This is a genomic window from Sporosarcina gallistercoris, from assembly GCF_050459885.1.
GTDB classification, from domain to species: domain Bacteria; phylum Bacillota; class Bacilli; order Bacillales_A; family Planococcaceae; genus Sporosarcina; species Sporosarcina gallistercoris_A.
Window position 1 is genome coordinate 79,090 of sequence record NZ_JBCMNO010000002.1, and the last position, 14,468, is coordinate 93,557.

At 42.2% G+C, this 14,468-nt stretch carries 13 protein-coding genes; 9 read left to right on the forward strand and 4 right to left on the reverse strand.

What is annotated here, in order from left to right; translation table 11 throughout:
• Position 1 precedes the first annotated feature (1 nt).
• From ABE021_RS00915 to ABE021_RS00955, 9 genes are all read left to right on the forward strand, one after another.
• Positions 2–1,468: an oligosaccharide flippase family protein gene (locus tag ABE021_RS00915; protein ID WP_430286280.1), complete on the forward strand. Its 1,467-nt coding sequence runs from the start codon at positions 2–4 to the stop codon at positions 1,466–1,468.
• Positions 1,455–2,693: an O-antigen ligase family protein gene (locus tag ABE021_RS00920; protein WP_430286281.1), complete on the forward strand. Its 1,239-nt coding sequence runs from the start codon at positions 1,455–1,457 to the stop codon at positions 2,691–2,693. Before ABE021_RS00915 ends, ABE021_RS00920 begins: the two co-directional genes overlap by 14 nt.
• A gap of 13 nt (positions 2,694–2,706) precedes the next feature.
• Positions 2,707–3,750, forward strand: coding sequence for a glycosyltransferase family 4 protein (locus ABE021_RS00925; protein ID WP_430286282.1), 1,044 nt, complete (start codon positions 2,707–2,709; stop codon positions 3,748–3,750).
• 104 nt (positions 3,751–3,854) lie between these two features.
• Entirely contained in the window at positions 3,855–5,192 is a 1,338-nt protein-coding gene (locus tag ABE021_RS00930; RefSeq protein ID WP_430286283.1) for a sugar transferase, read from the forward strand.
• A gap of 32 nt (positions 5,193–5,224) precedes the next feature.
• Positions 5,225–6,406, forward strand: a complete 1,182-nt coding sequence (locus ABE021_RS00935; RefSeq protein WP_430286284.1) for a glycosyltransferase — start codon at positions 5,225–5,227, stop codon at positions 6,404–6,406.
• Positions 6,407–6,439: 33 nt separating this feature from the next.
• The gene (locus ABE021_RS00940; protein WP_430286285.1) at positions 6,440–7,816 is read left to right on the forward strand and encodes a sugar phosphate nucleotidyltransferase; all 1,377 of its coding nucleotides are present in this window, start codon (positions 6,440–6,442) and stop codon (positions 7,814–7,816) included.
• A 16-nt stretch (positions 7,817–7,832) separates the two neighbouring features.
• Entirely contained in the window at positions 7,833–8,816 is a 984-nt protein-coding gene (locus ABE021_RS00945) for a hypothetical protein (protein ID WP_430286286.1), read from the forward strand.
• Positions 8,817–9,034: 218 nt separating this feature from the next.
• The gene (locus ABE021_RS00950; protein WP_430286287.1) at positions 9,035–9,301 is read left to right on the forward strand and encodes a hypothetical protein; all 267 of its coding nucleotides are present in this window, start codon (positions 9,035–9,037) and stop codon (positions 9,299–9,301) included.
• Positions 9,302–9,443: 142 nt separating this feature from the next.
• Positions 9,444–11,348, forward strand: coding sequence for a mechanosensitive ion channel (locus tag ABE021_RS00955; protein ID WP_430286288.1), 1,905 nt, complete (start codon positions 9,444–9,446; stop codon positions 11,346–11,348).
• A gap of 45 nt (positions 11,349–11,393) precedes the next feature.
• On the opposite strand, the gene ABE021_RS00960 is transcribed toward ABE021_RS00955, so the two are convergent.
• From ABE021_RS00960 to ABE021_RS00975, 4 genes are all read right to left on the reverse strand, one after another.
• Positions 11,394–12,029, reverse strand: a complete 636-nt coding sequence (locus tag ABE021_RS00960; RefSeq protein WP_430286289.1) for a response regulator — start codon at positions 12,027–12,029, stop codon at positions 11,394–11,396.
• Positions 12,004–13,050 carry a sensor histidine kinase gene (locus ABE021_RS00965; RefSeq protein ID WP_430286290.1) on the reverse strand — a complete coding sequence of 349 codons (1,047 nt, stop codon included), beginning with the start codon at positions 13,048–13,050 and terminating at the stop codon, positions 12,004–12,006. The genes ABE021_RS00960 and ABE021_RS00965 overlap by 26 nt, the downstream gene beginning before the upstream one ends.
• Positions 13,047–13,748 carry a cell wall-active antibiotics response protein LiaF gene (gene liaF / locus ABE021_RS00970; protein ID WP_430286291.1) on the reverse strand — a complete coding sequence of 234 codons (702 nt, stop codon included), beginning with the start codon at positions 13,746–13,748 and terminating at the stop codon, positions 13,047–13,049. Before liaF ends, ABE021_RS00965 begins: the two co-directional genes overlap by 4 nt.
• Before the next feature lie 203 nt (positions 13,749–13,951).
• Positions 13,952–14,308 carry a hypothetical protein gene (locus tag ABE021_RS00975; RefSeq protein ID WP_430286292.1) on the reverse strand — a complete coding sequence of 119 codons (357 nt, stop codon included), beginning with the start codon at positions 14,306–14,308 and terminating at the stop codon, positions 13,952–13,954.
• Positions 14,309–14,468 lie beyond the last annotated feature (160 nt).

Below are 14,468 nucleotides of genomic sequence, written 5' to 3' on the forward strand. Positions count from 1 at the left end.
GGTGAAACATGGTAAAAAGAACTCTGTTGGTAAAAATGCAGTTTATTTGTTTTATAGCACAATCTTTTCTAGTGGACTTAACGCTGTAACACTTGTGATTTTGGCAAAGTATTTGGATTCTCAAAGCTATGGAATGTTTAGTATTGCGTTAGCTTATGCCTTGATTATGGGGTACTGTACGGATGCCGGAATAAGTGTTGCGGTACTCCGTGAAGGTTCTAAAAAAGAAGTGAGTCTAACTGCTCTACTCTCTTCCTTTGTTAAAGTCAGGCTTGTGTTATTGGGGATTACACTTCTAGCGGGGTATTTCCTAATCCAGTTGCTCTATCAGAATCAGCCAGAACTAATGAAAATTATGTATTATTTAATGTTGCCTATGGTGACAGGGTTGGCGCTTCAGAGTATTAGTATTACTTACTTTCAACTAATAGAAGAAATGCAATATTTAGGGCTGATTCGTATTTGTTCAGCCGTGCTGCTTGTAGTTTCTGTTTTAAGTGGAATGATGTTGTCGTTGCATCCGTTCTTAATTTGCTTGTTGTATGGTTTTTCGTATTTACTCGCAGGAATCGTAGGGATTCACTTGGTAGCAAAGAGGACCACAATCCACTTTAAGCATGCATTCCATAGAGGATTGTTAAAGAATGTGACGTCCTTCATTATTAGCGGTTTGCTGGTCGTTCTACTACCACAGCTCGGACCCATTGTGTTGGAAAGGACATTAACACTAAAACAGGTTGGTTTTTTTGCTGTTGCCTATCGTATACCTTCTGCACTGTACCAAATTCCAGGCGTACTAGCAGGTGCATTCTACCCGGCACTGTTTAAGAGCTATAACAGCAAAGGTGAGGCGGAGCACTTGCAGCTAAACCTACTTCAACTAAAAATGATGGCATTAACAGGGATGGCGATGACAGTATCCTTTTTTTATATACCCGAACCCTTAATTAGTACGTTGTTTGGAAACGAGTGGTTATCCGCTTCTAACGCGTTGCAAATTTTGTCTTTGATGCTCGTACTGCAAAGTATTAATGTGGCGCTAGCTGATGGGCTGACCACGAAAGCTCTGCATTATCGGAGAACAGCGATTCAGGCAGCAGCACTTCTATTTGGAATGGCTTTCTATATTGGATTTAGTCGTCAGTATGGTATAGAAGGTGCAGCATGTGCCGCAGTGGGGATCGAGCTGGTTTCCTTAGCAGGGTATTGGTTCTTAAATCCAGCTAAGAAAGCGTTGGCGGTGAACATGTTAATTCCTTATTTATCATTTTTTATTGTTTTATTTGTAATCATAAATTATTTCCTCTCCGAATCTCCTGTGCTCGCTGCAAGTCTTCATTTACTGTCATTAACAGTGATCCTGGTAGCTGATAGGGAGTTACTGCATAAACTAAAGGGGTTCGTATATAAAGACAAAAGAGCGGAAGAAGAGACGACAGAGCGGGGGATAGGGGATGGACTTTCTTAAATCTGTCACTCAGAAAGAGCGGCAAACCGGTCTGTTTTTATTACTTTTCACCTTCATGTTAAGTAATTATAACGTATATATTGGTTTTTATTTAAAGCCTTATATGATCTTTTTAAGTATTTTCTTACTCTTTCATCTCTCTTCATTTTCGTTTCAAAAGATGTACTCATACGAAATAATGTTAATTTTATTTTATTTGTTTTACGTTTTCACCGGCGCTTTTTCAGCCTATCCTTTTGCCAGCATTCGTATGATGGCGGGTATTGCTTTACTGATCGGCTTTTATTTTACATTGAAATTTGTCTTGAAAAAGTACTCTAATTTAGCAATCCAAGAGGCGATTGCTAAATCCGGTTTGCTTTTTAATTCTGTCAGCCTGCTGCTGTATATAGCTGGCATCAAAAAAACAGGGTTACAAATGACGGAGGAAATGTCGGTTAGTTATGGCGTTCTCTTTGACAGGGATTATCCAAGGTTAGTCGGTCTGCTGCAAGATCCCAATTTGTTTGTGTTCTATAACTCTATATTTTTTGCATACTTCCTAACGAATATGACCACTGTCAGGAACAAAATCGGATTTACATTATGCATACTTACAACGGTCTTAACTTTTTCAAGAGGCGGTATTTTGGCAATGCTTCTCATAATTATGATCTACATTGTAATCAGCAATTCTTCTGAAAGATGGAGAACGATGACAACGATAGGCGTGATTTTCATACCAGCTGCGTACTTTGCAATATTCATTATGAAAATTGATGTAGGCGCGCTCCTTGTAGGAAGAATTGAGGACTTTTCGAATGATGGAGGAAGCGGCCGCTTTGAACTATGGGGACGGGCGTGGGAATACTTTTTAGCGCATCCTGTTATGGGAATTGGAGCAGATAACTTTATCGAATACAACAACGTTCATTATGGCGAAAATCTGTATACACATAATACGTTGTTACAAATTTTAACGGAATCCGGTTTGCTAGGATTTGTTATGTATTTCATATTTCTACTCCTAGTATTTGTTCAGCTATTGAAAAGACGCTTAATGAAGCATCATACGTATTTACTGTTAATCTTCATAGCATTTCTATTGCAAATTATGTCCCTTTCTCTAATTATTCATGAAGTATTTATTCTTTACCTCGCTATTCTCTCGATAACTCTTCAACGGGAAGAGAACGTGCAGAGAAAAAATACCCCTCAGATATCGAACGCTCAACTGACTCTCTAGGAGGATACTGGAAATGAATGTGTTATTAATGACGGATAAACTCACAACAGGTGGAGCTGAAAATTACTTTTGTAAATTGGAGAATCAGTTAAAGCATCCAGAGCTTGTTTTTTACACAGCAGCAGGACCAGGAGAGCTGTACGAGCAAATCAACAATAAAGCACATTTTAGTCACTTATCGCGTCGTAATCATCTTGCGAACTTAATAACAATTAAGAGAAGGGTCGTAGAATCCAAGATTGATGTAATTCATGCAAACAGCTTGAGAATGGTCTTGTATGCCGTAGTACTAAAAAAAATACTCCCTAAAAAGCTATCGATTATTTATACAAAACATAATATTACGATGATGGAAAAACACGTTCGCAACATCTTTGTTTCGTTAGTAAATCGTCATCTGACTAGAGTTATAACAGTCAGTGACGATGAACGATTGAACCTGTTGCAACTGGGTGTTCAGCCAGGCAAAATCACAACAATCTATAACGGAGTAGACTTACAAAAGTTTATGTATCATCCCAAAAAACAAACAGACACCTTTAAGGTTGGAATTCTCGCAAGACTTTCATCAGAAAAAAATCATGAATTGTTTCTGGAAATTGCAAAGAAGCTCAACAATGATCAGCATATACAATTTTATATAGGCGGGCAGGGGCCGGAATATACAAAAATCCATCAAATGATTGAAAATTCGGGGCTGACAAAGCAAGTGCATATGATGGGAGACATAAAGGATTCAGAGAAGTTCATTAGAGATATGCATGTGCTTCTTTTGACTTCTCATCGTGAAGTATTCCCAATGGTTATTCTTGAAGCGATGGCTGTTGGAACTCCAATCATTTCAGTGAATGCAGGCGGCATTAAAGAAGCAATAAATAGTGACAAAATGGGATTTCTCGTATCTGACTACTCGGTTGAAAGTTTTTGTAATTACATACACGTGATGAAAAACAATCCTTTATTAAGATTGAAAATGGCGGAGGATGCTAACCAGCGGGTTCAGAAGAATTTTTCCTCAGAAAAAATGATTAGCGCAACGATGCTGCAGTATTTATAGAAAAGATTAGAAACAAATGCTGTAACTATAATCTTAAAAGAACGAAGTTGTCTAAATGGGTGGGGGTTGCAATGATAAGGAGTAGCGAAAGGCGAACTGGAAAAATGTCACTTGTGTTATTCGATATTGCGTTAATTCATTTAGGTTACTTTACTGCTTCTTTATTTTTGAATAGTGCTGCCTCTCCTTTAGATAATGCTCAATCAGTAACGTATATAGCAGCGTTGACGTGCTGTGTTTTGTATCTCTTCGGATTTTATTTGGATTTGAAGCGAAAAGGATTTACCCCGTTGATCTATATAATCCTATTTTCTATAACCATTGTTGCACTTCTATCGGTTTTGGGCGGCATTTATTATCCTATGCAATATCTTTCACTCGAAGTCGTTTTAACCGCTAGTTTGATTCATGTCATTCTTTTGATAGGCAGTCGCTTCATTTTTTGGCAAATAGTCAAGGGCCTTCATGGGCAGAAAAAGGTGCTGATTGTCGCTAATGATGAAACCAGTGGAATCGCACTAGCTGACAAGTTTCTTTCACATCATAAAGGTTGGTATATCGTCACTGGTTTGTTTCTAGCAAGTGGAAAAAAAAAACTGGAAAATTCTTTGCAAGAAGTCGATGTAGTACTGATTAGCCCTTTGGTCGATGAAAAACAAAGAACGCGACTCGTTAGTTTATGTGTGAAGTATGAAAAGGAAATACTGATTGTTCCCCAGTTCTTTGAAGTGTTTATACAAGGATCCACTCAGCAGCAAGTGGATGATATGCTTGTTCTTTCCATTCCGGTGGTGAAATCTACCATTGTCAAACGAGTATTAAAACGTACTTTTGACGTAGTTGGTTCCTTTTTATTGGTGGTGGGCACTAGTCCGGTAATGATCAGTTTATGGATGTTAATCCGATTAACGTCTAAAGGTCCGGCATTGTTCAAGCAAGAACGTCTTGGAATAAACGGGCAGCCCTATCTGATTTATAAATTCAGAAGCATGGTTCAAGATGCGGAAAAAGAGACAGGACCAGTGTTGGCGACAGCGCGTGATTCAAGAATAACCCCTATTGGTAAATGGATGCGTGCTACACGACTGGACGAGTTACCACAATTGTACAATGTCGTGAAAGGGGAGATGAGCCTGGTTGGACCACGGCCTGAGAGAAAGTTTTTTTGTGATCAATTCCAACGAGAAATGGCGGAATACTCTTACAGGATGACTGTGAAACCAGGATTAACAGGACTAGCGCAAGTAATGGCAAAGTACGCAACTACTCCTGAAGATAAGCTGAGATTTGACTTGTTCTATATTCGAAACTATTCACTTGGAAGTGATATTAAAATTGTACTGCAGACTATTCAAATACTCTTACAGCGAGGGCAAGCAGGAGGGGTGGAAGAACTAGAAAAACAGAAGAAAAAAGAAATTATTACAATTACTCGGTCATAATCAGGCTTCAAGTTTATAAAAGGGGATAGTACATGGATATCTTATTTATTACTCATCGAAAGCCGAAAGTTCCTGGAAAAGGAGATCAAGTGAGAGCGTTTCAGCAAATAAGAAGTTTATTGGGTAAAGGACATACCGTTCACTATCTATATCAAGAAAATGACGAAGCATACTGGTGCTGTGCTGCTTCTTTAATGAATGGTTCGAATGAAGAAAAGTTCAAGATGAAAGCAAAAAACAACAATTTCTCAATAATAAGAAGCTTTTTCCTTAAAAAATATCCATTAAGTGTATCGCTCGCTTCATTTCCTATTTTAAACGTGCTCCTTGAACGGATTTTAAGTAAAACGCATTATGACATCATACATGTTCAATCAAAAATGCTTCATAATTTCCCTTTATTAACCATTCCGAATTCGAAATTGATTGTGGACTATATTGATGCAATCAGCCTGAATTTGGAAAGAAGATACCGGCGGTCAAAAAATCCATTCGAAAAGCTGGTCGTTGGGGGAGAACTGGGGAGAATGAAAAAGTATGAAATGTTCATAAAAACACAAAGTTCCAAAGCCATTATCACCTCTCCGGCAGATAAGGAGTATCTTCATTCAAGACGGGTCAGTGAAGTAGATGTAGTTCCAAATTATATAGACTTGTCCTACTTTTACCGGAATCCTATGGAAAACAGAAAGAATGCTTTAGTATTCACTGGAACGATGAACTATGCCCCGAATGTAGACGCAGCGAAAAGACTTGTGAAAGAGATTTACCTTCCACTTAAAGCAAAAATCCCTGATTTGGAGTGCTGGCTAGTAGGGGCCAATCCTGCAGCTGACATAAAAAAATTGCACAAGATCCCAGGCGTTGTCGTAACGGGATTTGTAGAAGATATTAGACCGTGGCAATGGAAGGCGTCTGTATATGTTTGCCCTCTGCGTTTCGGTGCTGGCCAGCAAAACAAAATCTTGGAAGCAGCAGGTCTTGGCTGTCCGATTGTTATGAGTACGATAACCAATTCAGGAATTGGTTTTACACATCAGGAAGAGGCCTTTGTTTGCGAACATAATGACGAATTTGTAACGCAGATTGAACGACTTTTGCACGACCATGAATTGGCGGAAACTGTAACTGTGAAGGCGAGCGATTTTGTGTCGGAGCATTTCTCACAGAAAAAAGTGACTGATCAATTAATTGCAGCATATACAGCCTCGTAAACACCTTAAAAAAAGTGAATAGGAGAATCAGAATTGGAACTAATTTTACTATCTGGTGGATCTGGAAAGCGCTTGTGGCCATTATCAAATGAGTCAAGATCAAAACAATTTCTGCAAGTGCTTGCTGATGATGAGGGTCTGATGGAATCGATGGTACAAAGGGTGTGGAGACAGCTGGATAAGGCGGGTCTGCAACAATCTACAATGATTGCTACAAGTAAGTCCCAGGTAGATGCAATTCAAAATCAAATTGGTTCCGATATTCCACTTAGTATTGAACCGGAAAGAAGAGATACTTTTTCGGCTATCGCCCTAGCTGCAGTCTATTTATATTCTGTCAAAGGGATTGGGTCACAGGAAGTTGTTGCAGTACTTCCTGTGGATCCGTATGTCGAAGAAAGCTTTTTTTTAAGAGTAGGTGGTTTGGAAGGTGCACTAAATCACTCCAACGCAGATCTTGCGTTAATAGGGAAAAAGCCGACATTTCCGTCAGAAAAATATGGCTATCTAACTCCTAAAAAAGACTGTAATCATCTAGGCTATTTAGAGGTCAGTCACTTTAAGGAAAAGCCGACTCACCAGCAAGCAGCACATTTAATAGAGCAGCACGCTTTGTGGAATACAGGAGTGTTTGCGTTTAAGTTGGAATATATTCTTTCAATCCTTGAAGAACGGGGATTGCCAATCGTATATGAGGAACTATACAACCAGTATTCGCTTCTGCCTAATCGTTCGTTTGATTATGAAGTTGTAGAAAAGGCAAAAAAGGTAATTGCTATTCCTTATGAAGGGGATTGGAAAGACCTTGGTACATGGAACACGCTAACTGAAGAAATGTCTACAAATAAAATTGGTAATTGTGTAATGACTACAAATTCCACAAACACGCACTTAATTAACGAGTTGGATATTCCTATTGCAGCAATCGGTGTAAAAGATCTAATTATCGCAGCAAGCCCCGATGGTATTCTGGTATCAAAAAAAAGTGAAAGTCCGCGAGTTAAAGAGCTTTTGGATGGCGTGAATAGAAGACCCATGTATGAAGAACGACGGTGGGGTTGGTATCGCGTACTCGATCATATGAAGGTGAAAGATGGGGCAGAGGTATTAACAAAGCGTATTTGTGTAAAGTCCTCTAAAAATATTAGCTATCAGAAACACAGCTATCGACAGGAAGTTTGGACAATCATTAAAGGAACTGGGGAGTTTGCGCTTAATGGCAAACTGTATTCCGTGAAGGCGGGAGATGTAATTCAAATTCCAATAGAAGCAGAGCACGGTATAAAGGCAATGACAGATTTAGAATTTATTGAAGTTCAATCGGGTTCTAAGCTTATAGAAGAAGATATATTTCGCATATACATGAAATGGGATGAGGTGGTGGCGCATTGTAGTGTAGTTGTGAGCTAGGAAAGCAGATGATTCAATGAAAATTAAAAATGTACGAATTCGATATATGGCTATCTTTGTCATCAACATCACCATTGTTCTTTATTTAATGTTGAACACCGAGATATGGGGGAGTGCACATGTGGTACAAAATAACCTAAGTCAACAGGAAGACACGGTTGCGGTAGAAGACTTCATAACAAATGAGAGCGGTCAAACAGAAGATTACTCAAAGGCAATTCAGCAGGCTATCGACTTTTGTGCTTCACAAAAGAAAGAGAAAGTAAAGTTGAGAGCCAATAAAGTATATACAATCAAGTCTGGCTTTACCGTTAAAAAAGGAGTGGAATTAGAGTTTGGAACGAATTCTGTCCTAGCGGTTAAAGGGAACTATCGAGTATTGACGGTTGAAAAGGATTCGGTAATTAGGAATGGAACGATTCAAATAATGGATCCAGTCTTTCAATCAGAAGTTATTTTTCTAAAAGGTAACGATCAGTACGATGCTTCGAATAAAACTCGAGTTGAAAATATGACAATCATTAATAAAAGTAAAAGCAACAAGGGCACGGGTCTTTCCCTTTATGCTAAAGGTAAATGGCACAATATTAGCTTTGTTCAGTTTGAAAACATCTCAATAGTGGGCTTTAAAACAGCCATCCAACTAAAAGCTGAGAATCCAGGAGCTGGGACATATAGTTGGATTAATGCGAATCGTTTTGGAAATATGACGATAGATGATTGTGTGATAGGGATCCACATCTTAGGATCCATTACCATTCCAAATGAAAGTTCCGGGAATCTCTTCACGGGGCTGCAAGTGCAGTTGACGGAGCGATCTAAACGATTAGTACAGGCAGACAGCTCGTATAATAAGTTTGATGGGATGGTTTGGGACGCACAACGCGTTATAGGTTCCGAACCGCTTGTAGTATTTTCAGCAAAAACAGAAAACAATAGATTGGATATGAATGTAGCTACTAAACTAATAAGTGATAAAGGGCAAAATAATAGTTATTAAAGAGAAAATGATTGATTACTTGCATTGCTAAATGTACTACAAGTTAATGTGATTCATGGCGGTAGGTTGAAAATTTATTTAAGTTACGTTAGCTAATTTGCTGAGACTTGAGGGAGTGCCGTTCCCTGAGGTCTCTTTTTGGTTTAAAGTTTGAGGGTTAAGGGAAATATATAAGGATAACTAGAGGTATATATCTAAGTGGATAGGGAGTGATTGGAATGACTATTAAAGACGGAAAGTATCCAAATAAGGAAGATGTAGAGCCTAAAGTGCCGAAACAAGGAAAGCCGGCTGGTCCTACAGATGAGCTGCCGTTATCAGATCCTGCCGACTCGAATTTCACGCACGAATTCCGGGAAAATGAAAAAGACAAAACTGCGGAGCATGATCCATCTGCATATACGGAAAATGAAGAGAACCCCTCAGAACGGAACCACAACGAAAAAGCTCACACGGAATGGAACGAATCCAAACGGAACACATAAGCCAGCTGACACATCCAGTCAGCTGGTTTTTCTGTACGATTAAAAGGGGATTATTTCTCTTGGAAGTTTAAGACTAAGAGGTTTACCAATCTCCATTTGTAGGAATAGATGACTAGACTATTTACTGGAATGGAGGATTTCAATGTTCAGAGACCCGTACTATTCAAACCTTTTTAGCTGGCTACCTGACCTGCTGTTAGGCATTATCGTACTCATCATTGGTGTTATTATTGCTAAAGTTGCAGAAGGTGCAGTTGTCAAAGCCATGAAAAAAGGGCGCATGAATGAAAGACTGAACATGCAGCACCAGAAATGGAGTGCCGATCGGATCGCCGGCAAGATTGTCTTCTTCGGTATTTTACTGCTTACCATCCTCATCTTCTTTAATATGATGAACCTCAATACCATTTCTTCACCGTTCCTGGATGTATTTGCAGGACTTAGTGGTGCAGTGCTCGGTATCCTGAAAGCCGGCCTTATCCTATTGCTGGCGTGGGTGCTTGCAACGGTCGTGAAAAAACTGATTTTGTCTGTTGGACACAAAGTGAATGTCCACAAATATGTTTCTAAATTGGGAGGATCTGCAGAGTCGGTAGATAAAGCCCAATGGATTTCAACTGCTGCGAACGTTGCCTTCTATTTGATTTTACTTCTGTTCATCCCGGCTGTATTGAATGCACTAGGGTTAAGCGGCGTAAGCGGTCCGTTTGAGAACTTGTTAACAGGGTTTGTGGCATTCATCCCTAAACTTGTCGGAGCGGCACTCGTTTTTGTAGTGGGTATCCTGATTGCTAAAATTGTCCGCATGATTGTGACGAAGTTGCTTGAATCGATCGGGACAGACAAGATTGCGGATAAATTGAAAGTGTCTTCTGCTGTGAAAGGGACGAGCATTTCAAAAGTGATCGGAACCATCGTATTCGTTCTGATTTTGATTCCCGTAACGATTTCAGCACTTGAAGTACTGGACTTGGAAGGGATTTCCCAGCCTGCCATTGCAATGTTAAATAACATCATGGTCATGCTCCCTAAAATCATCGTCGCGATTGCCTTGGTACTCGTAGGTGTGTATGTCGCGAAATGGATTAAAGGCGTTGTGGAAACGTTACTTGCCAATCTCGGCGTGGACTCCCTGTCGAATAAGATGGGTGTGAAGTCAAACGCTCGTACGGGCAGTTTCACTGTATCCGCCGTCATTGGGACAATTGTGCAAATCGTAGTCATTCTATTGTTTGTTGTAGAAGCGCTTCAAATTGTACAATTAGCGTTCATGGTGACGTTAGCAACTGCAATTTTCGCTTACTTGCCAATGGTTCTTGCTGCTGTGCTTATCCTTGCAGTCGGATTCTGGCTAGCGAACCTTGCTGAGAAGTTCATCGGAAGTGTGATGCAGACGAAGCAAGGGGATCCGCACATTCTCCGCTATGTTGCAAAATATGCAATTTTGGCGTTTGCATTCTTCATGGCACTTAGCCAGCTTGGGATTGCACCAGCAATCATCAACGCTGCATTCATCCTGATCTTGGGTGGCGTTGCACTTGCGTTCGGTCTTGCATTCGGACTTGGAGGACGTGATCATGCATCCCGCTACTTGTCTAAAATGGAGTCGAGCTTACAAGATGCGGATGTTTCCAAAGAAAGTTGGGAACAGCAAAAAGAGGAAATGAAGCGAGATGCTGAGCAAGCGAAGCAACAGGCGAAAGATGGAATGTATACAACAAAAGCTCAGATGCAACAAGAAAAACAACAGATGAAACAAGCAACTGACCAAGCTCCACCGATTCCACCTTCTGACAACATTCCTGGAAATCCTGAATCCGGCTTAAGAGGACCTATCCATTCTGATGTGAATGAAGTCCCGCCAGCTGAAAACTTCGGAGGGAATGATCCGATCACATTCACAGAAAGTGATGCAGATACGGGGTATAACGAAGTGGAACCAGGTGAAGAGTATCCATATGGTGACCACGAGCAACGCAGTCGCTTCAACAAAGAAGCACACGAGCAGTGGAACAACCAGAAGCCAAAAGATGATCACAATCTTTAACTACGTAAAAACGCGCAGTCGGGAAAATCCCCGGCTGCGCGTTTTTCATTGGACCAATTTATGGTGAAAGGCATAGATGACCGCTTGAGTACGGTCCTGTACTTCCAGTTTTGAAAGTACATTACTGACGTGGGTCTTAACGGTTTTCAAGGAAATGAACAACTCATCTGCGATTTCCTGATTGGACTTCCCTTGAGCGAGGAGCAACAAGGTCTCGAGCTCACGCTGCGTCAACTCTTCGTGAAGAGGTTGATCAGATCCGCCACCCCGCATTTTTGCCATCATTTTGACCGTCACTTCGGGCTCCAAGACCGTTTGGCCTTGTACAGTTTCACGAATTGCTTGGGCTATTCTTTTGGCATTGGATGTTTTCAAAATGTAACTAGCTGCCCCGGCTTCAAGCGCTGGATAGACTTTATCGTCATCCAAGAAACTTGTGACGACGATGATTCTCGCTTCAGGCCATTGTTGGATGATTGCTTTTGTTGCTTCTGCTCCAGTCATGATCGGCATGACCATGTCCATCAATATGATGTCGGGCCGCAATTCAAGAGCTTTTTCAACGGCTTCTCCGCCATTGACCGCTTCTCCGACAACTACCATATCTGGCTGAGTCCCTAGATAAGCAGATACACCAATGCGAACCATTTCATGATCATCTGCGAGTAGTACGCGTATCATCGGCTTCTTCCTCCTCTGTCCGAATCGGTAATTTCACTTCGACAATCGTTCCTTGCGAAGGGACGGATACAATTTTGCATACGCCCCCGATTTCAACTGCACGCTCTTTGACGTTCTGAAGACCGTATGACCCACCTTTTCCGCCAGATTCACTGAATCCAATCCCATTGTCCTGTACTCGGAAAATCACCAGACCATCACGTTCGATGCACACAACATCGACCTCCGTAGCCTGTGCATGACGGAGGGTGTTCGAAAGCGTTTCCTGTGCAATGCGGAATAAGTGATCTTCTGCACCTTTGGAAAGGGGGACGTCCTCGAGTCTGAATCGAATTGTGAACGTCACTTTTTCCCTAAGTTCGGTCAGCAATTCTTCAAGTCCTTCTTTTAGGGACTTGCTATTGAGGACTGCTGGGCGCAAATGGAGGAGTAATGCACGCATCTCCAGTTGAGCTTGTTGCACCATCCGTTCCACTTGGAGCAGTGGTTTTTGAAGTGCTGTTTCTTCGGGTCTTTCTGTTAGGGACGACAATAGCATGGAGGCTGCGAACAATTGCTGAGAGACGGAGTCATGAAGTTCACGTGCAAGACGTTGACGTTCTTCTATCAGCCGTTCTTGGATGATCTGATCTTGGTCCTCTGCCCGTTGATCAGTAATACGCTGCAAACTCCGTTTTTGTGTCTCCAATACTTCTGATACGGAAGCGATTGTACGATTCAGTTTGCGCGAGATGTTTTTGTTCGAAGAAGTGAATCCTTCTTCTGCAAGTTGGTTGAGTGTCCGTTCAATCGTCTTTTCCTTTGAGCGCGCAATGCTGTACATCCAGAATGAAAATAACCATCCGATAGTGATCGGGAGCACGAGCAGCCAAATGCCGATTGGTACTTCGAGTAAATTCTCATTGTACAGGTGTTGCCATTCGAAGGATGGAGTGTATTCGATGATGTAAAATAATCCACCGGCACAGACTGTGATGAATAGGGTTGATAGGAGAATCCCTCGCCAAAAGAGTCCGGTCATTTCCGAATCACCTCGACATCCCCGAATCGGACGGATAGTGAAATGATCAGTTCAGCTTCTTCGCCAATCGATCGGTCGTATCCATCTTTCATATGGATGGATTCGTTCAACAAACGCTTTGGCGTTAAGTCGAACAGACGACATTCACCGAACAAAGCGGAGCAATGGATTCGGACAGGAAGATCGTAAGGCAACTCGATTTTCACACGACCAAATCCTTGCCGGATGGAGATGAGTGAGGTCTGCTTGGGCAGAACCGTGTCTGTCACATCGATGTAGAAATCACCGACAATCCCCTGCACGTGGATGTCTTGCCATTCATAAGAAGTGAAGGGGGTCGACTGGCTGGAAAAAAGACGGTCTTTCCAAATACCATTCTGTGTTTCGCGCGTCGTTTCTTTCAGAGGCCGCATAATTTCTTCGGCAGGTGTACCTTTCCATAAGCGGACAACAAGATAGAGCAGCAAACCGAATATGAGCAAACGCAAACTCCACAATGAGAGCAAAGCGATCACGATAAATATCCCGCCTGTGATGACCAGCCATTTGGAGCGACGCTGCAGGCCGAAGTATAAGGCAATGGCACCGAGAAAGAAGAAGATGACGTTCCCGTTCCCAAACAAACCAGCTTCCACAAATACGATAAGTGCAAACGCCATGATCCATAACGTCATCCGTTCAGTTTTGCTTCGCTTCATTTTACTTCTCTCCTTTCTCGATGTCAGTACTAAGTTATACGTGTGGGGACCCGCCCGTTTCGGGGAGGAACCCGCTCATCCCGCGGGACAACACGCCCGTTCCGGCGGTAATTCACCTACTCCTACGCGTATGCAAGCTCGCGACCAATCCTTCCCTAATGTCCAAACCAATCCTGATTGGTGTGCTCCGCTGCGCTGCGCATTTAGGGATGGGAGTATGGGTATTCGGGTTTCCGCTGTAACCCGCCCGTTCCGGGGAGAAACCCGCTCGTTTCCGCGCTGAACCCGCTCGTTCCGAGGAGGAACCCGCTCGTTTCCACGCTGAACCCGCTCGTTTCGAGGAGGAACCCGCTCGTTTCCACGCTGAACCCGACCGTTCCGAGGACGAACCCGCTCGTTTCCACGCGGAACCCGCTCATTTCGAGGAGGAACCCGCTCGTTTCCGCGCTGAACCCGCCCGTTTCGAGGAGGAACCCGCTCGTTTCCGCGCTGAACCCGCCCGTTTCGAGGAGGAACCCGCTCGTTTCCACGCGGAACCCGCTCATCCCGCGGTAATTCACCTACTCCTACGCGTATGCAAGCTCGCGACCAATCCTTCCCTAATGTCCAAACCAATCCTGATTGGTGTGCTCCGCTGCGCTGCGCATTTAGGGATGGGAGTTTTTGAATTCGGATTCCCGCTGTAACCCGCTCGTTTCGGGGAGGAACCCGCTCGTTTCC